The sequence below is a fragment of the Pontibacter sp. FD36 genome, from assembly GCF_015686655.1.
Taxonomy (GTDB): Bacteria; Bacteroidota; Bacteroidia; order Cytophagales; family Hymenobacteraceae; genus Pontibacter.
This window is the reverse complement of the sequence record NZ_JADPMP010000022.1, coordinates 1-15,848: the sequence shown is the minus strand read 5'-3', so window position 1 is coordinate 15,848 and position 15,848 is coordinate 1. Positions and strand designations below refer to the sequence as shown.

The following is a 15,848-nucleotide window of genomic DNA, read 5'->3' as shown; positions in this document are numbered from 1 at the left end:
TTTTTTTCATCTTTATGTAAGAGTTAGATTTGAATCAAAAGGTAACGCTTATCCACTGCTTTTTAAAACCCTTTACCGAAGGTTTAGTGCAACAAAGTTCAGCCTTAATGCTCGGCTACGCCAGCACGTAACAAACCACTAACGATAGATCTAAAACCTACTATCACCTACTACTATACTAATTAGCCGCATGCAGCTACAGGAGCATTATCATAAACTGTATCAGGATTCGATTCGCTGCATACAGGCAGATGCTTATCAGATCGACGAGTTAATTGATGCTGCCAGTGACAACAGATTCGGAATCACCCTTTTACTGAGGCCAGATGATGTTGTAAAAGGAGAGATTCAAAAGCTACTCTCCAAGCTTAAACTGATCGAACCAAATCAGTATTTTTACCGGGACTCGGATCTGCATGTAACCGTGATGTCAATCATTTCATGTTATAATGGCTTCGGCTTGGGGCAGATTCGGGTGGAAGACTACATAAAGACTGTAAGAAAAAGCATACATGGGTTGGGTCCCTTTGAGGTAGAATTCAAGGGGCTTACTGCTTCTCCGTCCTGTCTGATGGTGCAGGGGTTTTTAGCGGATGATACGCTTAGCCAGCTTCGTGATAACCTGAGAAGTAATTTCCGGGACTCGGGTTTAGAGCAGTCCATTGACAAACGCTACAGCATACAAACAGCCCACTCGACAGTAGTCAGATTTAAGGAAAAACTCAAAAATAAGGACGAGTTTTTAAAGGTAGTAGAGAAGCACAGGGATCATTCCTTTGGCATATCCACAGTCAACACAATCGAGTTAGTATACAACGACTGGTATCAGCGGAAGGAATATGTGAAAACATTATGCAAATTTGAGCTGTGATAGCAAGCTGCAGAACTTCACTCACAGTAAACTCCTCAACAAACCCATGCTATACCTGAAAAGAACTGATTCAGATGATCCCGACTTTGTAGCGCTCGTCAGATTGCTCGATGCAGACCTGGCTATTCGGGATGGAGAAGAGCACGCCTTTTATGCACAGTACAACAAGATCGACAAGATAAAGTATGTCGTGCTGGCTTATGAAGACGGGAAAGCCCTGGGCTGTGGCGCCATCAAAGCATACGAGCCATGTACCATGGAAGTGAAGCGCATGTATGTGCTGCCAGCCAGCCGAGGCAAAGGTATAGCCAGCCAGGTATTGGCCGAATTGGAGGGGTGGGCACGGGAGCTTTCCTATACCCGCTGCATTCTAGAAACCGGCCTGAAGCAGCCGGAAGCCATCAGCCTCTACAAAAAGAACGGTTATCAGCTATTCCCCAATTACGGTCAGTATGCCGGGGTAGAGAATAGTGTGTGCTTTGAGAAGATGGTGATCTAAGTTTTAGCCCTGCTACGCCTCCGGCTTCTCCCGCTTATCACCGAACGGATCTTCTGAAGAAATCAGCTGTACTGGCTCACCCCGGAAACCGCTGTACTCATTATGGTTGTCGTAAGGCACTTTGATGCCGTGGTAGTAGTCCTGTAGCTTGTAATCTTTGCGGAGGGGGTGGCCTTTCCAGTCGGCGGCACAGAGTATGCGGCGCATGTCGGGGTGATCTTTGAAGAGGATACCCACCAGGTCGAAGATCTCCCGCTCCTGCCAGTCGGCGGTGCGCCAGATGTGGCTCACGGTCGGCACAGTAGGTATAAGCTGCTCCGAAGTGCTGTTGCGAGGCACGATCACTTTGAGCATCAGGTGGTGGTCGTAAGGTATAGAGTAAAGATTATACACCACTTCCATGGTGCCGGCCTCGGGACCGTTGTCTATACCTGTCACGCTGGAGAGAAAGTCGAAATAAGTTGCTTCGTTGTCGTGCAACTCCAGGCATACCTCCGCAAGTCGCTCCGTTTGAAGCACCAGGTAGGGCTGCAGGTTATTGGCATGCTCCGATACGATCACCTCCGCACCAAACTGCGCTGCTACAAAGTCCTTTATCTCTCCGAAGTGCATGGGTTTTTAATGAGTAATTAATAATGAGTAATGATTAGTGAGTAATGATTCTTTAATAAGTGGTGATTAATGACGGATTGTTTTAAACGATCGGGTTTTGCTGATCATCCGGCTTTGATGGATCATTATTCATCCCTAATTCTTCATTAGTCATTCTTGGCTCCTCATTAGTCATTATTAATTCTTCATTATTCATTCCTTTTTCCATTCGTTTTGCCATGATCTGCTGCACGGCACGAGGCTCGCGGATGGTTTCCTGGCGGATGATCTCCTGCAGGCGCAGGAAGCCACCGATCAGTGCTTCCGGTCTTGGCGGACATCCGGGTACGTATACGTCTACAGGTATAATGCGATCCACACCCTTCACCACATGGTAACCGTGCTCCCAATAGGGGCCGCCGCAGTTGGAGCAGCTGCCCATCGAGATCACGTAACGTGGCTCCGGCATCTGCTCGTAGAGGCGGCGCACACGGTCGGCCATCTTAAAGGTGACAGTGCCAGCCACGATCATCACATCCGACTGACGAGGCGAGGCCCGCGGTATGATGCCGAAGCGATCGAGGTCGTAGCCGGAGGCGTAGGCCCCCATCATCTCGATGGCGCAACAGGCCAGACCAAAACCCATCGGGAACAGCGAAGTCAGTCGCGCCCAGTTGAGCAGGTCGTCCAGTTTGGTGACGATCACACCGCCTTCTCCTGTCTTGTCCTGTGGAATGTTCAATGGTTAATGTCTAATGATTAATAATTACTGAGTAATGAATAAATCTGTGCTTGCTAACGATGGTTTACTGTTTTAGCTGTTGGCTTTTCGCTGCTCGTTCAAGCGCTGGTATACCTCCTTCGGTATACGGGAGCGGCTTTGCGGTACCACAGGCTTGGGTCTGATCCAGTCGAGGTGGCCTTTCACCCAGGCGTAAGCCAGGCCCAGCGCCAGTACACCGATAAAAATGAACATCTCGATCAGGGCAAACCAGCCCCATACACCGTCAGTGGCCTCGATCAGGTCGCGGCGACCAAACACCGTAGCCCATGGAAACAGGAAGGCCAGCTCCACATCGAAAATGATGAAGATAAGCGCCACCACATAAAACCGCGGGTTGAACTGCACCCAGGAGTTGCCGATTGGCTCCTCGCCCGATTCATAAGTCGTCAGCTTTTCGGGGTTAGGTCTGCTGGGGCGGATAAGCCTGGCGGTAAACAGACCGATCACCACAAAGATTGCTCCCCCAATCAGGAAAAGCAGGATCGTTCCGAAATCAGACAGGTAGGTTTCCTCCATAGCGCCGCAGCAGTTTTACACAAATTTACGATAAAATAACTTCTTGGCATAAGTGCTGTTTTGGCTGCAGGCAAAGCCCGGATTCAGGTATAACAAGTCATCTGCAGCATACATATACAAATGCCGCCTGCCGACGTTATACAAACAACCTTTCCTGACCTATGCCTGTACCAGATAATCCACTATACCTAAACCAAATTGCGCTATGTTAACCGGACGCGTCAATGCACCAGAGATCAATACGCCGCACGGCTGGCTCAACACCGACCGGAGCTGGTCTATCAAGGACTTCAGAGGCAAAATCGTGTTGCTGGACTTCTGGACCTTTGGCTGCATCAACTGTCAGCACATCGTGCCGGACCTGAAGCGGCTGGAGGATGAGTTTGCCGATGTGATGGTGGTGATCGGTATACACTCCGCCAAGTTCGATGCTGAAAAGCAGACCGAAACCATCCGGCAGGCTATCCAGAAATTCGGGGTAGAGCACCCGGTGGTAAACGACGCCGACTTTGCCATCTGGAACCAGTACGGTGTGCGGGCGTGGCCTACTACGGTGCTCATCGACCCGAATGGCAAGGTAGTAGGGCAGCATGCCGGAGAGGGCGTGTACGATACAGTGCGGCCTTACATCCAGCGCATGAAAGAGGAGTTTATAGACGAGCTCAACCAAACGCCTATACCTGTGCAGCCTGAGGCTCCCGACTCTGGTATACTCTCCTTTCCCTCCAAACTGATCAGCGACGCAGAGGGCAACCTATACCTGTCTGACAGCGGGCACAACCGCATCCTGAAGCTAAGCCAGCAGGGACAGGTGCTCGAAGTGATCGGCAGTGGAGAAAGGGGTTTTCTTAATGGCGGTTACGCAGATGCTACCTTCAACGAACCACATGGTTTGGCTTTGCAGGGCGATGTGCTTTATGTAGCCGATGCCAAGAACAACGCCATCCGCAAAGTGGACCTGCAGCACCGCATGGTGAGCACCGCCGCCGGTACCGGAGAGCTGGAGTACTACTTTCATGACGACAAGCGGCAGGAGCCTGTGAACCCCAATAGCCCCTGGGACCTGCTCATACACGGGCGCAGCATGTTCATTGCTAATGCCGGCAATCACCAGATCCTGCGCATGGACCTGGAAACCGAGCAGGTATACCGCTTTGCCGGAAGTGGCCGCGAAGCCCTTACCGACGGCCTGCTGGACGAAGCGGCCTTCAACCAGCCCAGCGGACTCTCTATTCGGGGCGAGGTGCTCTACGTGGCCGATGCAGAAGCCAGTGCCATCCGCACCGTCAACCTCAAGACCGGCATGGTGCTCACCCCGCTTGGCCGTGGGCTGTTTGATTTTGGGGATGTGGATGGCGACGTGGACGATGCCCTGTTGCAGCACTGCGTAGGTCTTGAAGTGATAGACAGCGACGTGTACATCGCCGACACCTACAATGGCAAGATTAAAGTGCTCGACATGGAACGGCACCGCGTCCGCACCCTGACGGACGGCTTGCACGAACCCAATGACCTGCTATACCTGAACGGCCATCTTTGGGTCACCAGCACCAACAGCCACCAACTCTACCAAATCGACCTGAACACAGGAGCGAAAGAAGAAGTGAGTCTGAGTTAGAAAGTCTGGAAGTTAGAAAGTTAGAAAAGTTATGCTTGTAGCGACGTTACACCGTAACGTCGTATTGCTACGCAGCAGGGCAGTTTCCGTAGGGACAGGTCGCGACCTGTCCGAATCATGCACCAGCAATCTTGTCCAAATCGTGCATGGGCAGTTATACCTATACCGTCACTTTCGCCTCGATCAGGTTGTTGCGCATTTTCTGGAAGAAGCGGAGCGTCACCTGGAAGATTGGGCTCATGATAAAGGTATATAAGAACGTGGCGATAAAGATCGGGCCGCCCAGCATATAGCCTATACCCAGGATCAGGCACTCTACCATGATGCGGGTGCGGCTGACAGACAAGTTGACCCGCTCCGACAAAGCCAGCATGAACCCATCGCGCGGACCAGCGCCCATACCACCTGCAACATACATTCCACCGGCTATACCTGCTATCACCACTGATACAGCCAGGTTCAGGTAGTCGAGTGGCGTATTGGTGGCCGATGGCAGGATGTCGAGCCAAAGGAACATGTCCATGAACGGCCCTACAAGAAGCGCGTTGAGGAAGGTGCCCACGTTAATATATTTGCGGTTGATGAACCACGAAATAGCCACGAAGAATAATCCCACAATTACGCTCCAGGTACCAATCGTAAAGCCGATCTGTTGAAACAGCGCCACATTGAGCACCTCCCAGGGGTGCAGACCCAGGTACTTCACCTTCACGGCAATGGCATTGGCAAAGCCGAACAGCAGCAATCCAAAAAAGAAAAAACTATAACTAACTACTTTTTCGCGCATAATCTGGTGGCCCTGTTCATAGCAGGAGCCGGGTTAGAACAAAATCAAGTGCAAGAAAGTTAATTTTGGCCGCAATAAGAACGAGGCCAGGGAGCCAAATACATATTGTAGTGGGTGATTACCAGATTTAACAAATAAGTATTATATTCAAAGACTGAAAAGTCTTATTAATAAGTTGATAGAGCAATTATGATGTTGAGGTGGGCGTATACTTGTTGTTTTTGTTTGCTGCTTGGTTCCGGAGCATTTGCTCAAACCGAGATAGTCGACTACATGGGCCGCCCCATTATGGCAAAGCAGTACCTGGATGTGAAGGGCTCGCCTTATCTGGATGACGAATGGCAGGAGGGCTGGGTGAAGCTGGAAGACGGGAAAGAGTACATCGGCGTTCGGCTGAAGTATGACCAGGTTGCAGATGAGCTTATGTTCAGTAACAAGAAAGGAGAGGCGCAGTTGTTTTTACAGCCTGTCGTGGAATTTGAGCTGATGAAGCGCTTGTTCATGAGAGGATATGAATCCATTGATGCTACGCCTTTAGATGCTTTTTATGAAGTACTGGCCGATGGCCCCACACAGCTTTTGAAGCGAACAACCAAACGGGTGTATGAAGAGGTGCCTTATAGCTCTGCGACCAAAGTGAAGTCCATCGTGGCGCAGGAAAGTTACTACCTGGCCAACAGAGAGGGAAAACTGACGAAGCTGAAAAAGGACAAGAAGTCGCTGATCAAGGCCATAGGCAACAGGCAGTCTGAACTTGAAGCGTATGTGAAAGCCAATCGCCTGGACCTGAGGCAGGAGCAGGACATGGCCAAGCTGGTAGCGTACTATAATAATCTGGAATCTTAATTTTAACTTAAAAACAAACGCCCTATGAAAGCTGTCTTCTTACGATTCGGTTTAGTGATGCTGATCGGCTGTTGCTTTAGCCTGCAGGCGCACGCGCAGTTCACGCATACCAACGACATGGAGGCCCGTCCGGTGCACGAGTACAACACCATCACCATGATAGGCTCACCGTACCTGCACAAAGAATGGGCGAAAGGCACCCTGACGCTTAAGAGCGGCACGGTATACCAGGGCATCGACCTGATGTATGACCAGGTGAAGGACGCCATCATCTTCAAGGCGAAGAATGGTGATGTGAAGGAGCTGCTGGAGCCGGTGCAGGAGTTTAAGATAGGGTATATCGAAAACAACCAGCCTGTAGAGCGTACCTTCCGCTCAGGGTATAGCGGCGACGGGGTGTCGGCCAATGCTTTCATGGAAGTACTCGCTGATGGACAGGTGTCGCTTTTGAAGCGCACATCCAAAAAAATATTTGATCGCAAGCACTACAGCTCGGCCACTATTGACAGAGAAGTGCAGGCAAGCGAAGACTATTACATCGCAGTGGGCGACAAGGCAGTAAAAGTGAAGAAGTCGAAAAACTCCCTGCTCTCTGCCATACCTGACAAAAAAGACTACCTGGAGACTTACATCAAATCAAATGCGCTGAACCTGCGCGACGACAGCGACATGGCCAAACTGGTTGCCTACTATAACTCGCTGTAGGCTTTCGTAAAGTTTGTTAAGGGAATTTAAGCAGCTGCCTGATTGACGGGTAGCTGCTTTTTTACATTCAGGGCTTGCTGCAGATGCCGCTCCTGGTGCAGGGCCACAAACTCCAGCGTCTCTCCAATGCGCAGCTTCATCAGTTTGAAGAACTCAACAGGTATAGCCTTTTTATTCAGGTTGGTGTTTTTGGCTTTGTTAAGGAGCTGTAGCAGTTCGGTTTGGTGGTCCAGAAACTCCTCCAGCGTCTGGCGACCCAGTTGGCTGTTGTTAGGGTTCATGTGGCGCACGGTCTTGCTTTTCTTGACATTGTCCGGCCGCACCATATCCAGCGACTTCTTGCCGAGCCAGCTATAGCTGATTGTCTGCTCAGGCTTGTCATCAGAATTTGTCGCAATGGCCTTTGCCAGTGCCGGGTTGTAGTAGCGACTGTAGCGGTTCAGGTGCTCCAGGCATTCAAGTACGCTCCAGCTGTCGGGAGCAGGTTTGAAGTTGAGGAGGGAAAGCTCCAGTGGCACAAAAGCAGCAACAACAGTTTGCTTCTGATTTTCGACAGTGCGGGAGATTTGGTCTAAGGCATTCATAGCATTCATCGTTTTATATTGTACGCATCAAAGGTACAGCACGGCTTAAACCCAATCCTTGATGAGCGTCAAGATTTACGAAGCAGCTACCTAATCCGGCTCAGTGTTTCGGGGGACATGCGCAGGTATGAGGCGATGTACTTTTTGGGGATATGCTGGAAAAGGTGAGGGCTCCGCTGCATGACACGCTGCAGGCGCTGCTCCGGTTCCGGCAACAGCAGGTCCACTTCCCGCTCTATCTTGCCAACCAGTGCCTTTTCAAGCTGCTCGTACCAGAAGCGCCTGATGTTCGGCCGCTGCTCTATCAACTGCACCAGATCGGTCTTGCTTATACCTAACAGTTCACTTTTTTTGAGGGCCTGTATGTAGTAGTCGGAAGGTTTGCCATCGACAAATGACGGGAATGACACCAGCAAGGTATGGGGGTAGCCGAAGCCCACGCAAATATCCTCGTCAGGCAGCGGGTAGTAAATGCGCAGCGCCCCACTCGCGACAAGGTATAGCCCCTGCTCCACCTGCCCTTGCCGTATCAGGAAGTCATACCTATTCAGCAGCACCTTCTTCTTCCACAGCGGCAGGAAAGCAGCTATGTCGTCGGGGGTGAGGTATGGAATTTGGCTGAGGAGGGAGAGGGGCATGGGGAATTTAAAAATATGAGTCTTCTGCCACCTCAGAAAATTCTTCTAAAACAGCGTCTGTCATATATTCTAATCTTTTCTCTTCAGCAAGTTCTTCGACTGAATCATAAGAAATAAATGTACAAGACTCTGATAACGGTCCGCTTTCTAAAAAAGTAAAAACAGGGCGGGTAATTTCCTGCAGAACCTTTTCTTTTCTCTCATTTGGAGCTACAATATGTGCCTGGATTTTCAGGTTGGGTTGAAGAGCCATTAAATCGGCCATTCTTAAGATACCGGAGTAAATCGAAGTAGTATGCTCCACTTCAAATGCTCTGATTATAGATCGTCCTTTAATCCAAAGTATATCAATATTCTCAATAGTCTTTAAAGTGGCGCTATCATAGTTAAGCGGAAGATCCTGTAATACAGAGTTTTGTTTAATTGGGCTCCAAACCTCAAGAACTCTACTTCTATCGTTCTTGGGAATCCAGATTTTATAATTCATACGCTCACCAATACCAGCAAGTAAGCCTTGAATTTTTATAGAATCGCGAGATTGTGAAGGTTGTTCTGTAGAAACAGGCGCCTCGTCATTTTCAGGAATAGATACAGTAACTTTCTTATTATGCTGTGTTTTTACAGTAGGTCCTTTCGACTTCTTTTTATCGCTATCGCTTAAAGGAAAACTAGTAGGCTTTTGAGTCTGTTTATAAAGCAACTGTTCTAAAAACTGTCCGTCAGTATCATCGAATTTTCTCAAGCTGCCTCGGACCATGCTCGTCCATTTACTACTTGTTTTTTCTTGATCAGCAGTGAATGTGAGATTTTCCCAGCAAATGTCTTCATAGATTGGGACAGCTAAATTCAAGGGTAACCATACTAGAGGCTTGACTTTGAATCTCAGTATGAATGGGTCATCCTCGGTTAGAAAGATTGGAGAGTCATCTACAAAAAACTTATCTGTAACCTCAAGTATGCCAATCCATCTTGATAGCCTTGTTACATAACAAATAAACCTATCCCCAACCTTAATTTTAGAGGCAGCGGATCTTTGGCCTTCTCTAAAACCTGATATGGTCTGGTCAGATTTATTAAAAGCTTCAAGCGTATCAGGTGAGAATAGATTTACAAAGTATGCCATATCTAAAATTATTGTCTAATGTGAAAGTATACAATAATATATAGATTTTAATGTAAAATCGGTGTTTTTTACCTCCTCTGCTCAAACCGATCAAACCCCTTCAGCCCCTCCTTTTCCTCTACCTCCACTTTCTCTACTCGAGCCCTGTCTGGGCCTTGGTGCGCCCATTCCTCCAGTTGTTTTAGTGCTTCGGGCTTTCCCTCCGCCTCCAGGTATACGGTGCCGTCGGGTTCGTTCTGCACAAAGCCGTACAGGCCTAGCTCCAATGCTTTGCCTTGGGTGCTGGCTCTGAAAAATACGCCTTGTACCCGGCCATGTATACGCATGGCCACACGCTTCTTGTCTTTGTTTTCCATCAGGTATAGATATCGCTTGTTCACTCAGAAAAACGGAGGCGACAGGTATAGGTTGAGGTAAGCAGGTGTAGCAGTCGAAACAGAACGATTAACCCCGGAAGCCGTGTTATCAAATGGAGCAGGAGTTTTAGCTGATTCCTGAAATTTAGAGTATCTTTAACGCCCCCTCGCGGTTAGCCGCAGGGCAGATTTAAGCCATACGATATGTCATTACTATTCAATGATTTTAAGAGCTGGGAAAAGCATTGCGCTGAGACCGGCGAACCACTATACCAGCCTGTGCTGGAGTACGAAGTAGAACAGAAAGGCCGCACCGAGGAGTTTATCTGGGAGAACATCGCTAAGGCATACGAGGTGATGAAGGATGCCGTGCAAACCGGCCTCACCGAAGACATGACTTCCCGCTCGGGCATGGTGAACAACAGCGCCAAGAAAGTAGCCAAGTCGCCGGTAACAGTGCTGTCGCCGGAGTTTCAGATGCTGGTGTCGCGTGCGCTGGGCGCCAAAGAGGTGAACTCGTGCATGGGACGTGTGGTAGCCGCTCCGACTGCAGGTGCCTCTGGTATACTGCCAGGCACATTGACTACCCTGCAGGAACTACACGGACTCGAAGACCGCAAGATTCACGAAGGCCTGTTGGTAGCAGCAGGTATAGCCCTCATCATCGAGCAGAACGCCTCACTGGCTGGAGCCGTAGGCGGTTGCCAGGCTGAGACAGGTAGTGCGGCAGCCATGGCGGCAGGTGCCATTGTGTACTGCCTGGGCGGCAACGTGGAGCAGGTATTCACGGCAGTGGCCATTACCATACAGTGTATGCTGGGGCTGGTATGCGACCCGGTGGCAGGCCTGGTTGAAGTGCCCTGCATTGTACGCAACGCCAGTGCGGCTGCTATCGCCTACTCTTCTTCGCAGTTGGCCATTGCCGGTGTGAATGCTGTTATTCCGGTTGACCAGTGCGTGGCGGCCCTCGGCGAAGTAGGCGAAAGCATGGAACGCAAATATAAAGAGACAGCCCTCGGCGGATTGGCCAATACTCCAAGAGCACGTGAAATAGAGAAGTTCGTGTTGGTGCAGGATGTGGAGATTCTGCCGGATGAAGACGAAAACAGCGAAGGAGTTTAAGTTTATAGAGGGAGCTCTTTTGTAGCTCGATCAATAGAAAAAGGCAGTGACTGGAGAGGTCGCTGCCTTTTTTGTTGCTATACCTGCCATACCTGCATTTTGGAACTGCTAGCCCTGCTGCATGGCTATTCACTTAAGCCGGCAGGCTGACCATTTTCTATACCTGCTTTAGGTACCTAACAAAGGCCTGGAGTAGCCGAAAGCAGTTGAACTTAAGCAGCTCGGGCTGTTGTTGCCGCAGTAACGATACAGTTCATCACATTTTGAAGGTGTTTCGTCACATTTTGAATGGCAAATGTATAGAAGTCAGTAAGTTGCACGTTAGTATTGCAAGCTGCCTTTGCCTCAGCTTTAACCTGTACAGGAAGTTTACATGAAGAAATTCTTTTGGTGGTGCGCCGGTGCCGACGATACGATTCTTGAGAAGTGCTCTAAGTCGGAGCACATAAAATATGCTGGTGTCGGTGCCACCGTTTTATTTACAGGTGTGCTGGCCAGTATATCGGGTGGTTATGCCCTCTATACGGTGTTCGATGCTGTGCCTATGGCCGTGGCCTTTGGTTTGCTTTGGGGTGCCGTTATCTTCAATCTCGACCGCTTTATCGTTTCCACCATCCGCAAAGAAGGCAAGTTCTGGCGAGAACTGCTGATGGTGACGCCCCGAATTTTGCTGGCGCTGGTGCTGGCCGTGGTTATTTCCAAACCACTGGAGCTGAAGATATTCGACAAAGAGATACAGGCCGTTCTGAAAGAAAAGCAGGCAGAGTTGGCGATTCAGCACAAAGCCTTGGTGAACAAGCAGTTTGCCGAGGTGGACTCTGTGAAGTCGGAGATTGCAGGTATACGGGCCGAAGTGGAAGCCAAAGTGCAGGAGCGGAATAAGCTCTACGAAATGGTAGCAGCAGAGGCCGATGGTACTGGCGGTACAGGTAAAATAGGCCGGGGACCCATCTATGAAGAAAAAAAGCAACAGTATGACAAAGTCGACGAAGAGCTTAAGCTGCTGCAGGCCAGTGCCGCCGATAGGATCCTTGTGAAAGAGCAGCGCATTGCCGACCTGATGAAGCAGTATGACAGTACCGTGTCGGAAGGACAGGAAAGCTTCTCAAACTACGATGGCCTGATGGCCAGAATCGATGCCCTGAACCAGTTGCCATGGCTGCCGGTATTTTTTATTACGCTGCTGTTCATATGCCTGGAAACGGCGCCTATTTTTACGAAACTGATCACTAGCAAAGGACCTTATGATGACATCCTCAAAGGGCTGGAGCACGAGCGCACGACGCAGGAAATGCATCGGGTGCAGGAGCGTCAGAAACAGTACGACACTCGCCAGGCTGTAGCTGAAGCAAAGTTTGCAGCCCGTCAGGAGTTTGAGATCGAAGCCAAGCGCGAAGAAGAGCGCATAAAGTCTGATGCACATCTGGATGTAGTCCGCGAATCAGCAGCCGTGTGGCGCGAACGCAAGCTGGCCGATATCAGCCGCAGCCCAAACACTGCCGCCGACATCCTGAATGATGGCGAGGAGAGCAGCTATTATAAGTGGTAAGCTTTTTTGTGTTCCGCAAGCGACGTACTTTTTCCAGAAGTTAGTATCTTGTTGCGTACTAACACACAGGCGCATGACCGTTTCAAGAATGGCCCAAAACCTCATCGGCTCTGAGATCATCAAGCTGGCCGGTGAAGTAAACGCAATGATTGCGAAAGGCGAGCAAATCTGCAACCTTACCATCGGCGACTTCGACCCAAAGATTTTTCCTATACCTGGCGAACTGCGGGCTGGCATTGCCGAGGCCTACGCCGAAGGACATACGAATTACCCGCCGGCCAATGGGGTGGCCGTGCTGCGCAAAGCCGTAGCCGACTTCACCCGCGACCGGTTAGGCCTGACTTACTCTGAGAACGATATTCTGGTAGCCGGCGGCTCACGACCGCTGATTTACGCGACCTACCTGGCCCTTGTAGACCCGGGTGACAAAGTGGTTTTCCCGACGCCGTCGTGGAACAACAACCATTATTGCCATCTGTCCAGTGCCACGCCGGTGATGGTGGAAACGAGTCCGGACAACAATTTCATGCCGACTGCGGCTGATGTAGCTTCTCAACTGAAAGGTGCTACCATGCTGGCCCTCTGCTCTCCGCTCAACCCGACTGGCACGATGTTCTCCAGAAAAGACCTGGAAGACATCTGCGACCTGGTGGTCGCCGAAAACAAGAGCCGAGGAGCAGGAGAAAAGCCACTCTACATCCTTTACGACCAGATCTACTGGATGCTGACCTTCGGGGAGCACCAGCATTACGACCCGGTTAACCTGCGCCCTGAACTGCGTGACTATACCATTTACATCGACGGTACTTCCAAGTGCTTCGCCGCTACAGGTGTGCGCGTAGGCTATGCATTCGGCCCGACGGTGGTCATTGATAAGATGAAGGCAATTCTTGGTCACGTGGGGGCTTGGGCTCCAAAAGCCGAGCAAATGGCCACAGCCCGATTCCTGCACCAGACAGATGCGGTAGATGTGTTCCTGGACGAGTTCAAGCACAATGTGCGCGCGAGTCTGGATCTGCTCTACCACGCCTTCAAAGACCTGAAAAAAGAAGGGTACAACGTGGATGCCATTGAACCGATGGGCGCCATCTACCTCTCCGCCAAGCTCGACTTAGCTGGTAAAACCACGCCATCAGGTCAGGTACTGCAGACCAGCAAAGACATCAGCTTCTACATTCTGGAAGAAGCTAAATTAGCTGTGGTGCCATTCTCCGCCTTCGGCTCTGCGCCAGATTTGGGCTGGTTCCGTCTGTCAGTAGGAGGTGCCTCGCTGGAGAGCATCAAAGACTCACTGGGTAGGTTGAGAGAAGCACTGCGAATGTTGAAGTAAGATAATGCCGCAAGGCACTCCATTTATTGAACCTATATAACAGCAAAGCCGCCTTCAATCAGTTTGAGGCGGCTTTGCTGTTATATCTTATTCAACCCCTACTGATATCTGTCGGCTTATACTTTCCTCCAGCGAGATGAACGTTTCGGTGCGGTGCACGCCTGCTATACCTTGCATTTTCTCGTTGAGCACTTCGCGCAGGTGCTTCGTGTCGCGGCAGATGATCTTGACGAACATACTGTAGGAGCCCGTGGTGTAATGCAGCTCTACAATCTCAGGGATGTCGCGCATCTTCTCTACCACCTCTTTATAAGCCGAACCCTTCTCCAAAAACACGCCGATAAAGGCACAGATGTCATAACCGATAGCAGCCGGATTGATCAGTAACTGTGCTCCCTGCACGATGCCCATCTCGGTCATTTTCTTCAGGCGCACGTGTATGGTACCCCCCGAAACACCGAGTTCTTTGGCAATATCCGTGTATGCACGGTTGACATTCTGCATCAGCAAGTGCAGAATCTGACGATCAAGTTTATCAATTTTTAAATCCATTCCCGATATCTATCCTGTGTTTTGGTTATTTGTCAAAAATATAAACTATATATTATTTAATTTTTAACAAATGTATTTAAATGTTAAATAATTTTCAATATACATTTCTAGTAATTATGTTTGTAATACATTAATTCACTAAAAAAAAGAAAATATGGAATTGCAAACACTCACAGAACCCACGGTGCTGGAAACTACTATGAAGCACCTGAGCCGCACTTCTTTGCCGAAGGTACTCAAGGTACAGCAGGGGATTATCCGTGCCACACACGACTTCATGTTCAAAAAAGGCCTGACGCAGCTGATGCCGCTCATGCTATCTCCCATCACCGACCCGCTCAACCATGGAGTAGTAGACGCCTCCATCGGTTATGCCGACCAACGCTGGAGCTTGACCAAGTCGATGATCTTTCACAAACAGCTGGCTTTAGTAAACCCTGAGCTAGAGAGCCTATACATTGTGTCGCCCAACGTGCGGCTCGAGTTCTCAGACCGCGCCGATACAGGCCGTCACTTGTTCGAGTTCACGCAGGTAGACTTCGAGTTTCGCGGCAAAGATCGCTTCTTTGTGATGGAGTTTATGGAAGAACTGGTCAACTACATTTTCGCCCGCCTAAACAAGGAAATCCCTGAGCTCCTGATCGAGTTGCGCGGTGAGTTGCTGCCACAGTACGAAAAATGGTCGGTTTTCCGCACCGAAAAGCTAGAAGCCGCCCTTGGCCCGGACTATGAAAAGATTAAGTCAGAAGAGGCAGCGGAGCCGTTTTGGCTGGTGAACCACAAGCGTGAATTCTATGATAAAGAAGATCCGACTCGCCGCGGCACCTATTTAAACTACGATGTGATTTGGCCAGAAGGATTTGGCGAAGGATTGTCAGGCGCTGAGCGTGAGCATGAGCACCAGCAGATACTGAAGCGTATGGACGAGGTCGGCACCAGCCAAGAGACTTTTAAGCATTATTTGGAGGTTGCCAAATCAGGTTTATTGCCTAAAACTGCCGGAGCCGGATTCGGTGTGGAGCGTATGACGCGTTTCATCTGCCGACTGAAGGATGTGGACGAAGTAACTGTGTTTTCGCGCAAGCCATGCACGCCGGCCATTTTTTAAAGGTATAGCGTATGGACGACGGTAATAATAGTAGCTTGGGGGACCAAGCGGATAATGGAACGTAAAAGGCCTGCAACGCTGAGTTTGCAGGCCTTTTATGTTTAATAAGGTATAGTTTGCTACTGGCGTAGTAGCGGTTGTAGGTATAGTGATTTTGCTATTACATAGCTGGCTTTTGCCCTGGCCGGGCGGGCCTTACTTTTTTCCTTGATGAAAAAAGTAAGCAAAAAAATCAAGACGCTCCAAACTCGCTGAACGCTCAAACAGTG

Annotated in this window: 18 protein-coding genes; 9 read left to right on the top strand and 9 right to left on the bottom strand. The window is 49.8% G+C overall.

Annotated elements, in window-relative coordinates; genetic code table 11:
• Positions 1–190 precede the first annotated feature (190 nt).
• Together I0P70_RS21115 and I0P70_RS21110 are read left to right on the top strand one after the other, a co-directional pair.
• On the top strand, positions 191–871 hold the full coding sequence (locus tag I0P70_RS21115) for a 2'-5' RNA ligase family protein (protein ID WP_196121124.1): 681 nt from the start codon (positions 191–193) through the stop codon (positions 869–871).
• 46 nt (positions 872–917) lie between these two features.
• On the top strand, positions 918–1,370 hold the full coding sequence (locus I0P70_RS21110) for a GNAT family N-acetyltransferase (protein WP_196121123.1): 453 nt from the start codon (positions 918–920) through the stop codon (positions 1,368–1,370).
• 12 nt (positions 1,371–1,382) lie between these two features.
• Here I0P70_RS21110 and I0P70_RS21105 read toward each other — a convergent pair whose 3' ends face one another.
• The 3 genes from I0P70_RS21105 to I0P70_RS21095 form a co-directional block, all read right to left on the bottom strand.
• Positions 1,383–1,982, bottom strand: coding sequence for an NADH-quinone oxidoreductase subunit C (locus tag I0P70_RS21105; RefSeq protein WP_196121122.1), 600 nt, complete (start codon positions 1,980–1,982; stop codon positions 1,383–1,385).
• An 82-nt stretch (positions 1,983–2,064) separates the two neighbouring features.
• A complete protein-coding gene (gene nuoB, locus I0P70_RS21100; protein WP_196121121.1) occupies positions 2,065–2,703 on the bottom strand; it encodes an NADH-quinone oxidoreductase subunit NuoB in 639 nt (212 codons plus the stop codon).
• Between the two features lie 72 nt (positions 2,704–2,775).
• Positions 2,776–3,261: an NADH-quinone oxidoreductase subunit A gene (locus I0P70_RS21095; protein ID WP_196121120.1), complete on the bottom strand. Its 486-nt coding sequence runs from the start codon at positions 3,259–3,261 to the stop codon at positions 2,776–2,778.
• Positions 3,262–3,466: 205 nt separating this feature from the next.
• Between I0P70_RS21095 and I0P70_RS21090 the strand changes: the two genes are divergently transcribed.
• Positions 3,467–4,879: a thioredoxin-like domain-containing protein gene (locus tag I0P70_RS21090; protein WP_196121119.1), complete on the top strand. Its 1,413-nt coding sequence runs from the start codon at positions 3,467–3,469 to the stop codon at positions 4,877–4,879.
• A 160-nt stretch (positions 4,880–5,039) separates the two neighbouring features.
• On the opposite strand, the gene I0P70_RS21085 is transcribed toward I0P70_RS21090, so the two are convergent.
• Positions 5,040–5,666 (bottom strand): YitT family protein, encoded by a 627-nt coding sequence (locus tag I0P70_RS21085; RefSeq protein WP_196121118.1) that lies wholly within the window; start codon positions 5,664–5,666, stop codon positions 5,040–5,042.
• A gap of 225 nt (positions 5,667–5,891) precedes the next feature.
• Here I0P70_RS21085 and I0P70_RS21080 point away from each other — a divergent pair, with 225 nt between their 5' ends.
• Positions 5,892–6,512, top strand: coding sequence for a hypothetical protein (locus tag I0P70_RS21080; RefSeq protein ID WP_230392343.1), 621 nt, complete (start codon positions 5,892–5,894; stop codon positions 6,510–6,512).
• A gap of 24 nt (positions 6,513–6,536) precedes the next feature.
• The gene (locus I0P70_RS21075) at positions 6,537–7,217 is read left to right on the top strand and encodes a hypothetical protein (protein ID WP_196121116.1); all 681 of its coding nucleotides are present in this window, start codon (positions 6,537–6,539) and stop codon (positions 7,215–7,217) included.
• A gap of 26 nt (positions 7,218–7,243) precedes the next feature.
• On the opposite strand, the gene I0P70_RS21070 is transcribed toward I0P70_RS21075, so the two are convergent.
• From I0P70_RS21070 to I0P70_RS21055, 4 genes are all read right to left on the bottom strand, one after another.
• Positions 7,244–7,801, bottom strand: a complete 558-nt coding sequence (locus I0P70_RS21070; protein ID WP_230392342.1) for a DinB family protein — start codon at positions 7,799–7,801, stop codon at positions 7,244–7,246.
• 86 nt (positions 7,802–7,887) lie between these two features.
• Positions 7,888–8,439, bottom strand: coding sequence for a Crp/Fnr family transcriptional regulator (locus tag I0P70_RS21065; RefSeq protein ID WP_196121114.1), 552 nt, complete (start codon positions 8,437–8,439; stop codon positions 7,888–7,890).
• Positions 8,440–8,446: 7 nt separating this feature from the next.
• Positions 8,447–9,562, bottom strand: a complete 1,116-nt coding sequence (locus I0P70_RS21060; RefSeq protein WP_196121113.1) for a hypothetical protein — start codon at positions 9,560–9,562, stop codon at positions 8,447–8,449.
• 68 nt (positions 9,563–9,630) lie between these two features.
• Positions 9,631–9,918, bottom strand: coding sequence for an acylphosphatase (locus I0P70_RS21055; RefSeq protein ID WP_196121112.1), 288 nt, complete (start codon positions 9,916–9,918; stop codon positions 9,631–9,633).
• 204 nt (positions 9,919–10,122) lie between these two features.
• Between I0P70_RS21055 and sdaAA the strand changes: the two genes are divergently transcribed.
• The 3 genes from sdaAA to I0P70_RS21040 all read left to right on the top strand — a co-directional run bounded on the left by sdaAA (position 10,123) and on the right by I0P70_RS21040 (position 13,919).
• Positions 10,123–11,040, top strand: a complete 918-nt coding sequence (gene sdaAA / locus I0P70_RS21050; RefSeq protein ID WP_196121111.1) for an L-serine ammonia-lyase, iron-sulfur-dependent, subunit alpha — start codon at positions 10,123–10,125, stop codon at positions 11,038–11,040.
• Between the two features lie 373 nt (positions 11,041–11,413).
• Entirely contained in the window at positions 11,414–12,589 is a 1,176-nt protein-coding gene (locus I0P70_RS21045; RefSeq protein WP_196121110.1) for a DUF4407 domain-containing protein, read from the top strand.
• A gap of 73 nt (positions 12,590–12,662) precedes the next feature.
• Positions 12,663–13,919, top strand: coding sequence for a pyridoxal phosphate-dependent aminotransferase (locus tag I0P70_RS21040; protein WP_196121109.1), 1,257 nt, complete (start codon positions 12,663–12,665; stop codon positions 13,917–13,919).
• A gap of 87 nt (positions 13,920–14,006) precedes the next feature.
• Here I0P70_RS21040 and I0P70_RS21035 read toward each other — a convergent pair whose 3' ends face one another.
• Positions 14,007–14,471: an Lrp/AsnC ligand binding domain-containing protein gene (locus I0P70_RS21035; protein ID WP_196121108.1), complete on the bottom strand. Its 465-nt coding sequence runs from the start codon at positions 14,469–14,471 to the stop codon at positions 14,007–14,009.
• A gap of 154 nt (positions 14,472–14,625) precedes the next feature.
• On the opposite strand from I0P70_RS21035, the gene I0P70_RS21030 reads away from it, so the two are divergent.
• A complete protein-coding gene (locus tag I0P70_RS21030; protein WP_196121107.1) occupies positions 14,626–15,579 on the top strand; it encodes an asparagine synthetase A in 954 nt (317 codons plus the stop codon).
• Positions 15,580–15,848: the final 269 nt, after the last annotated feature.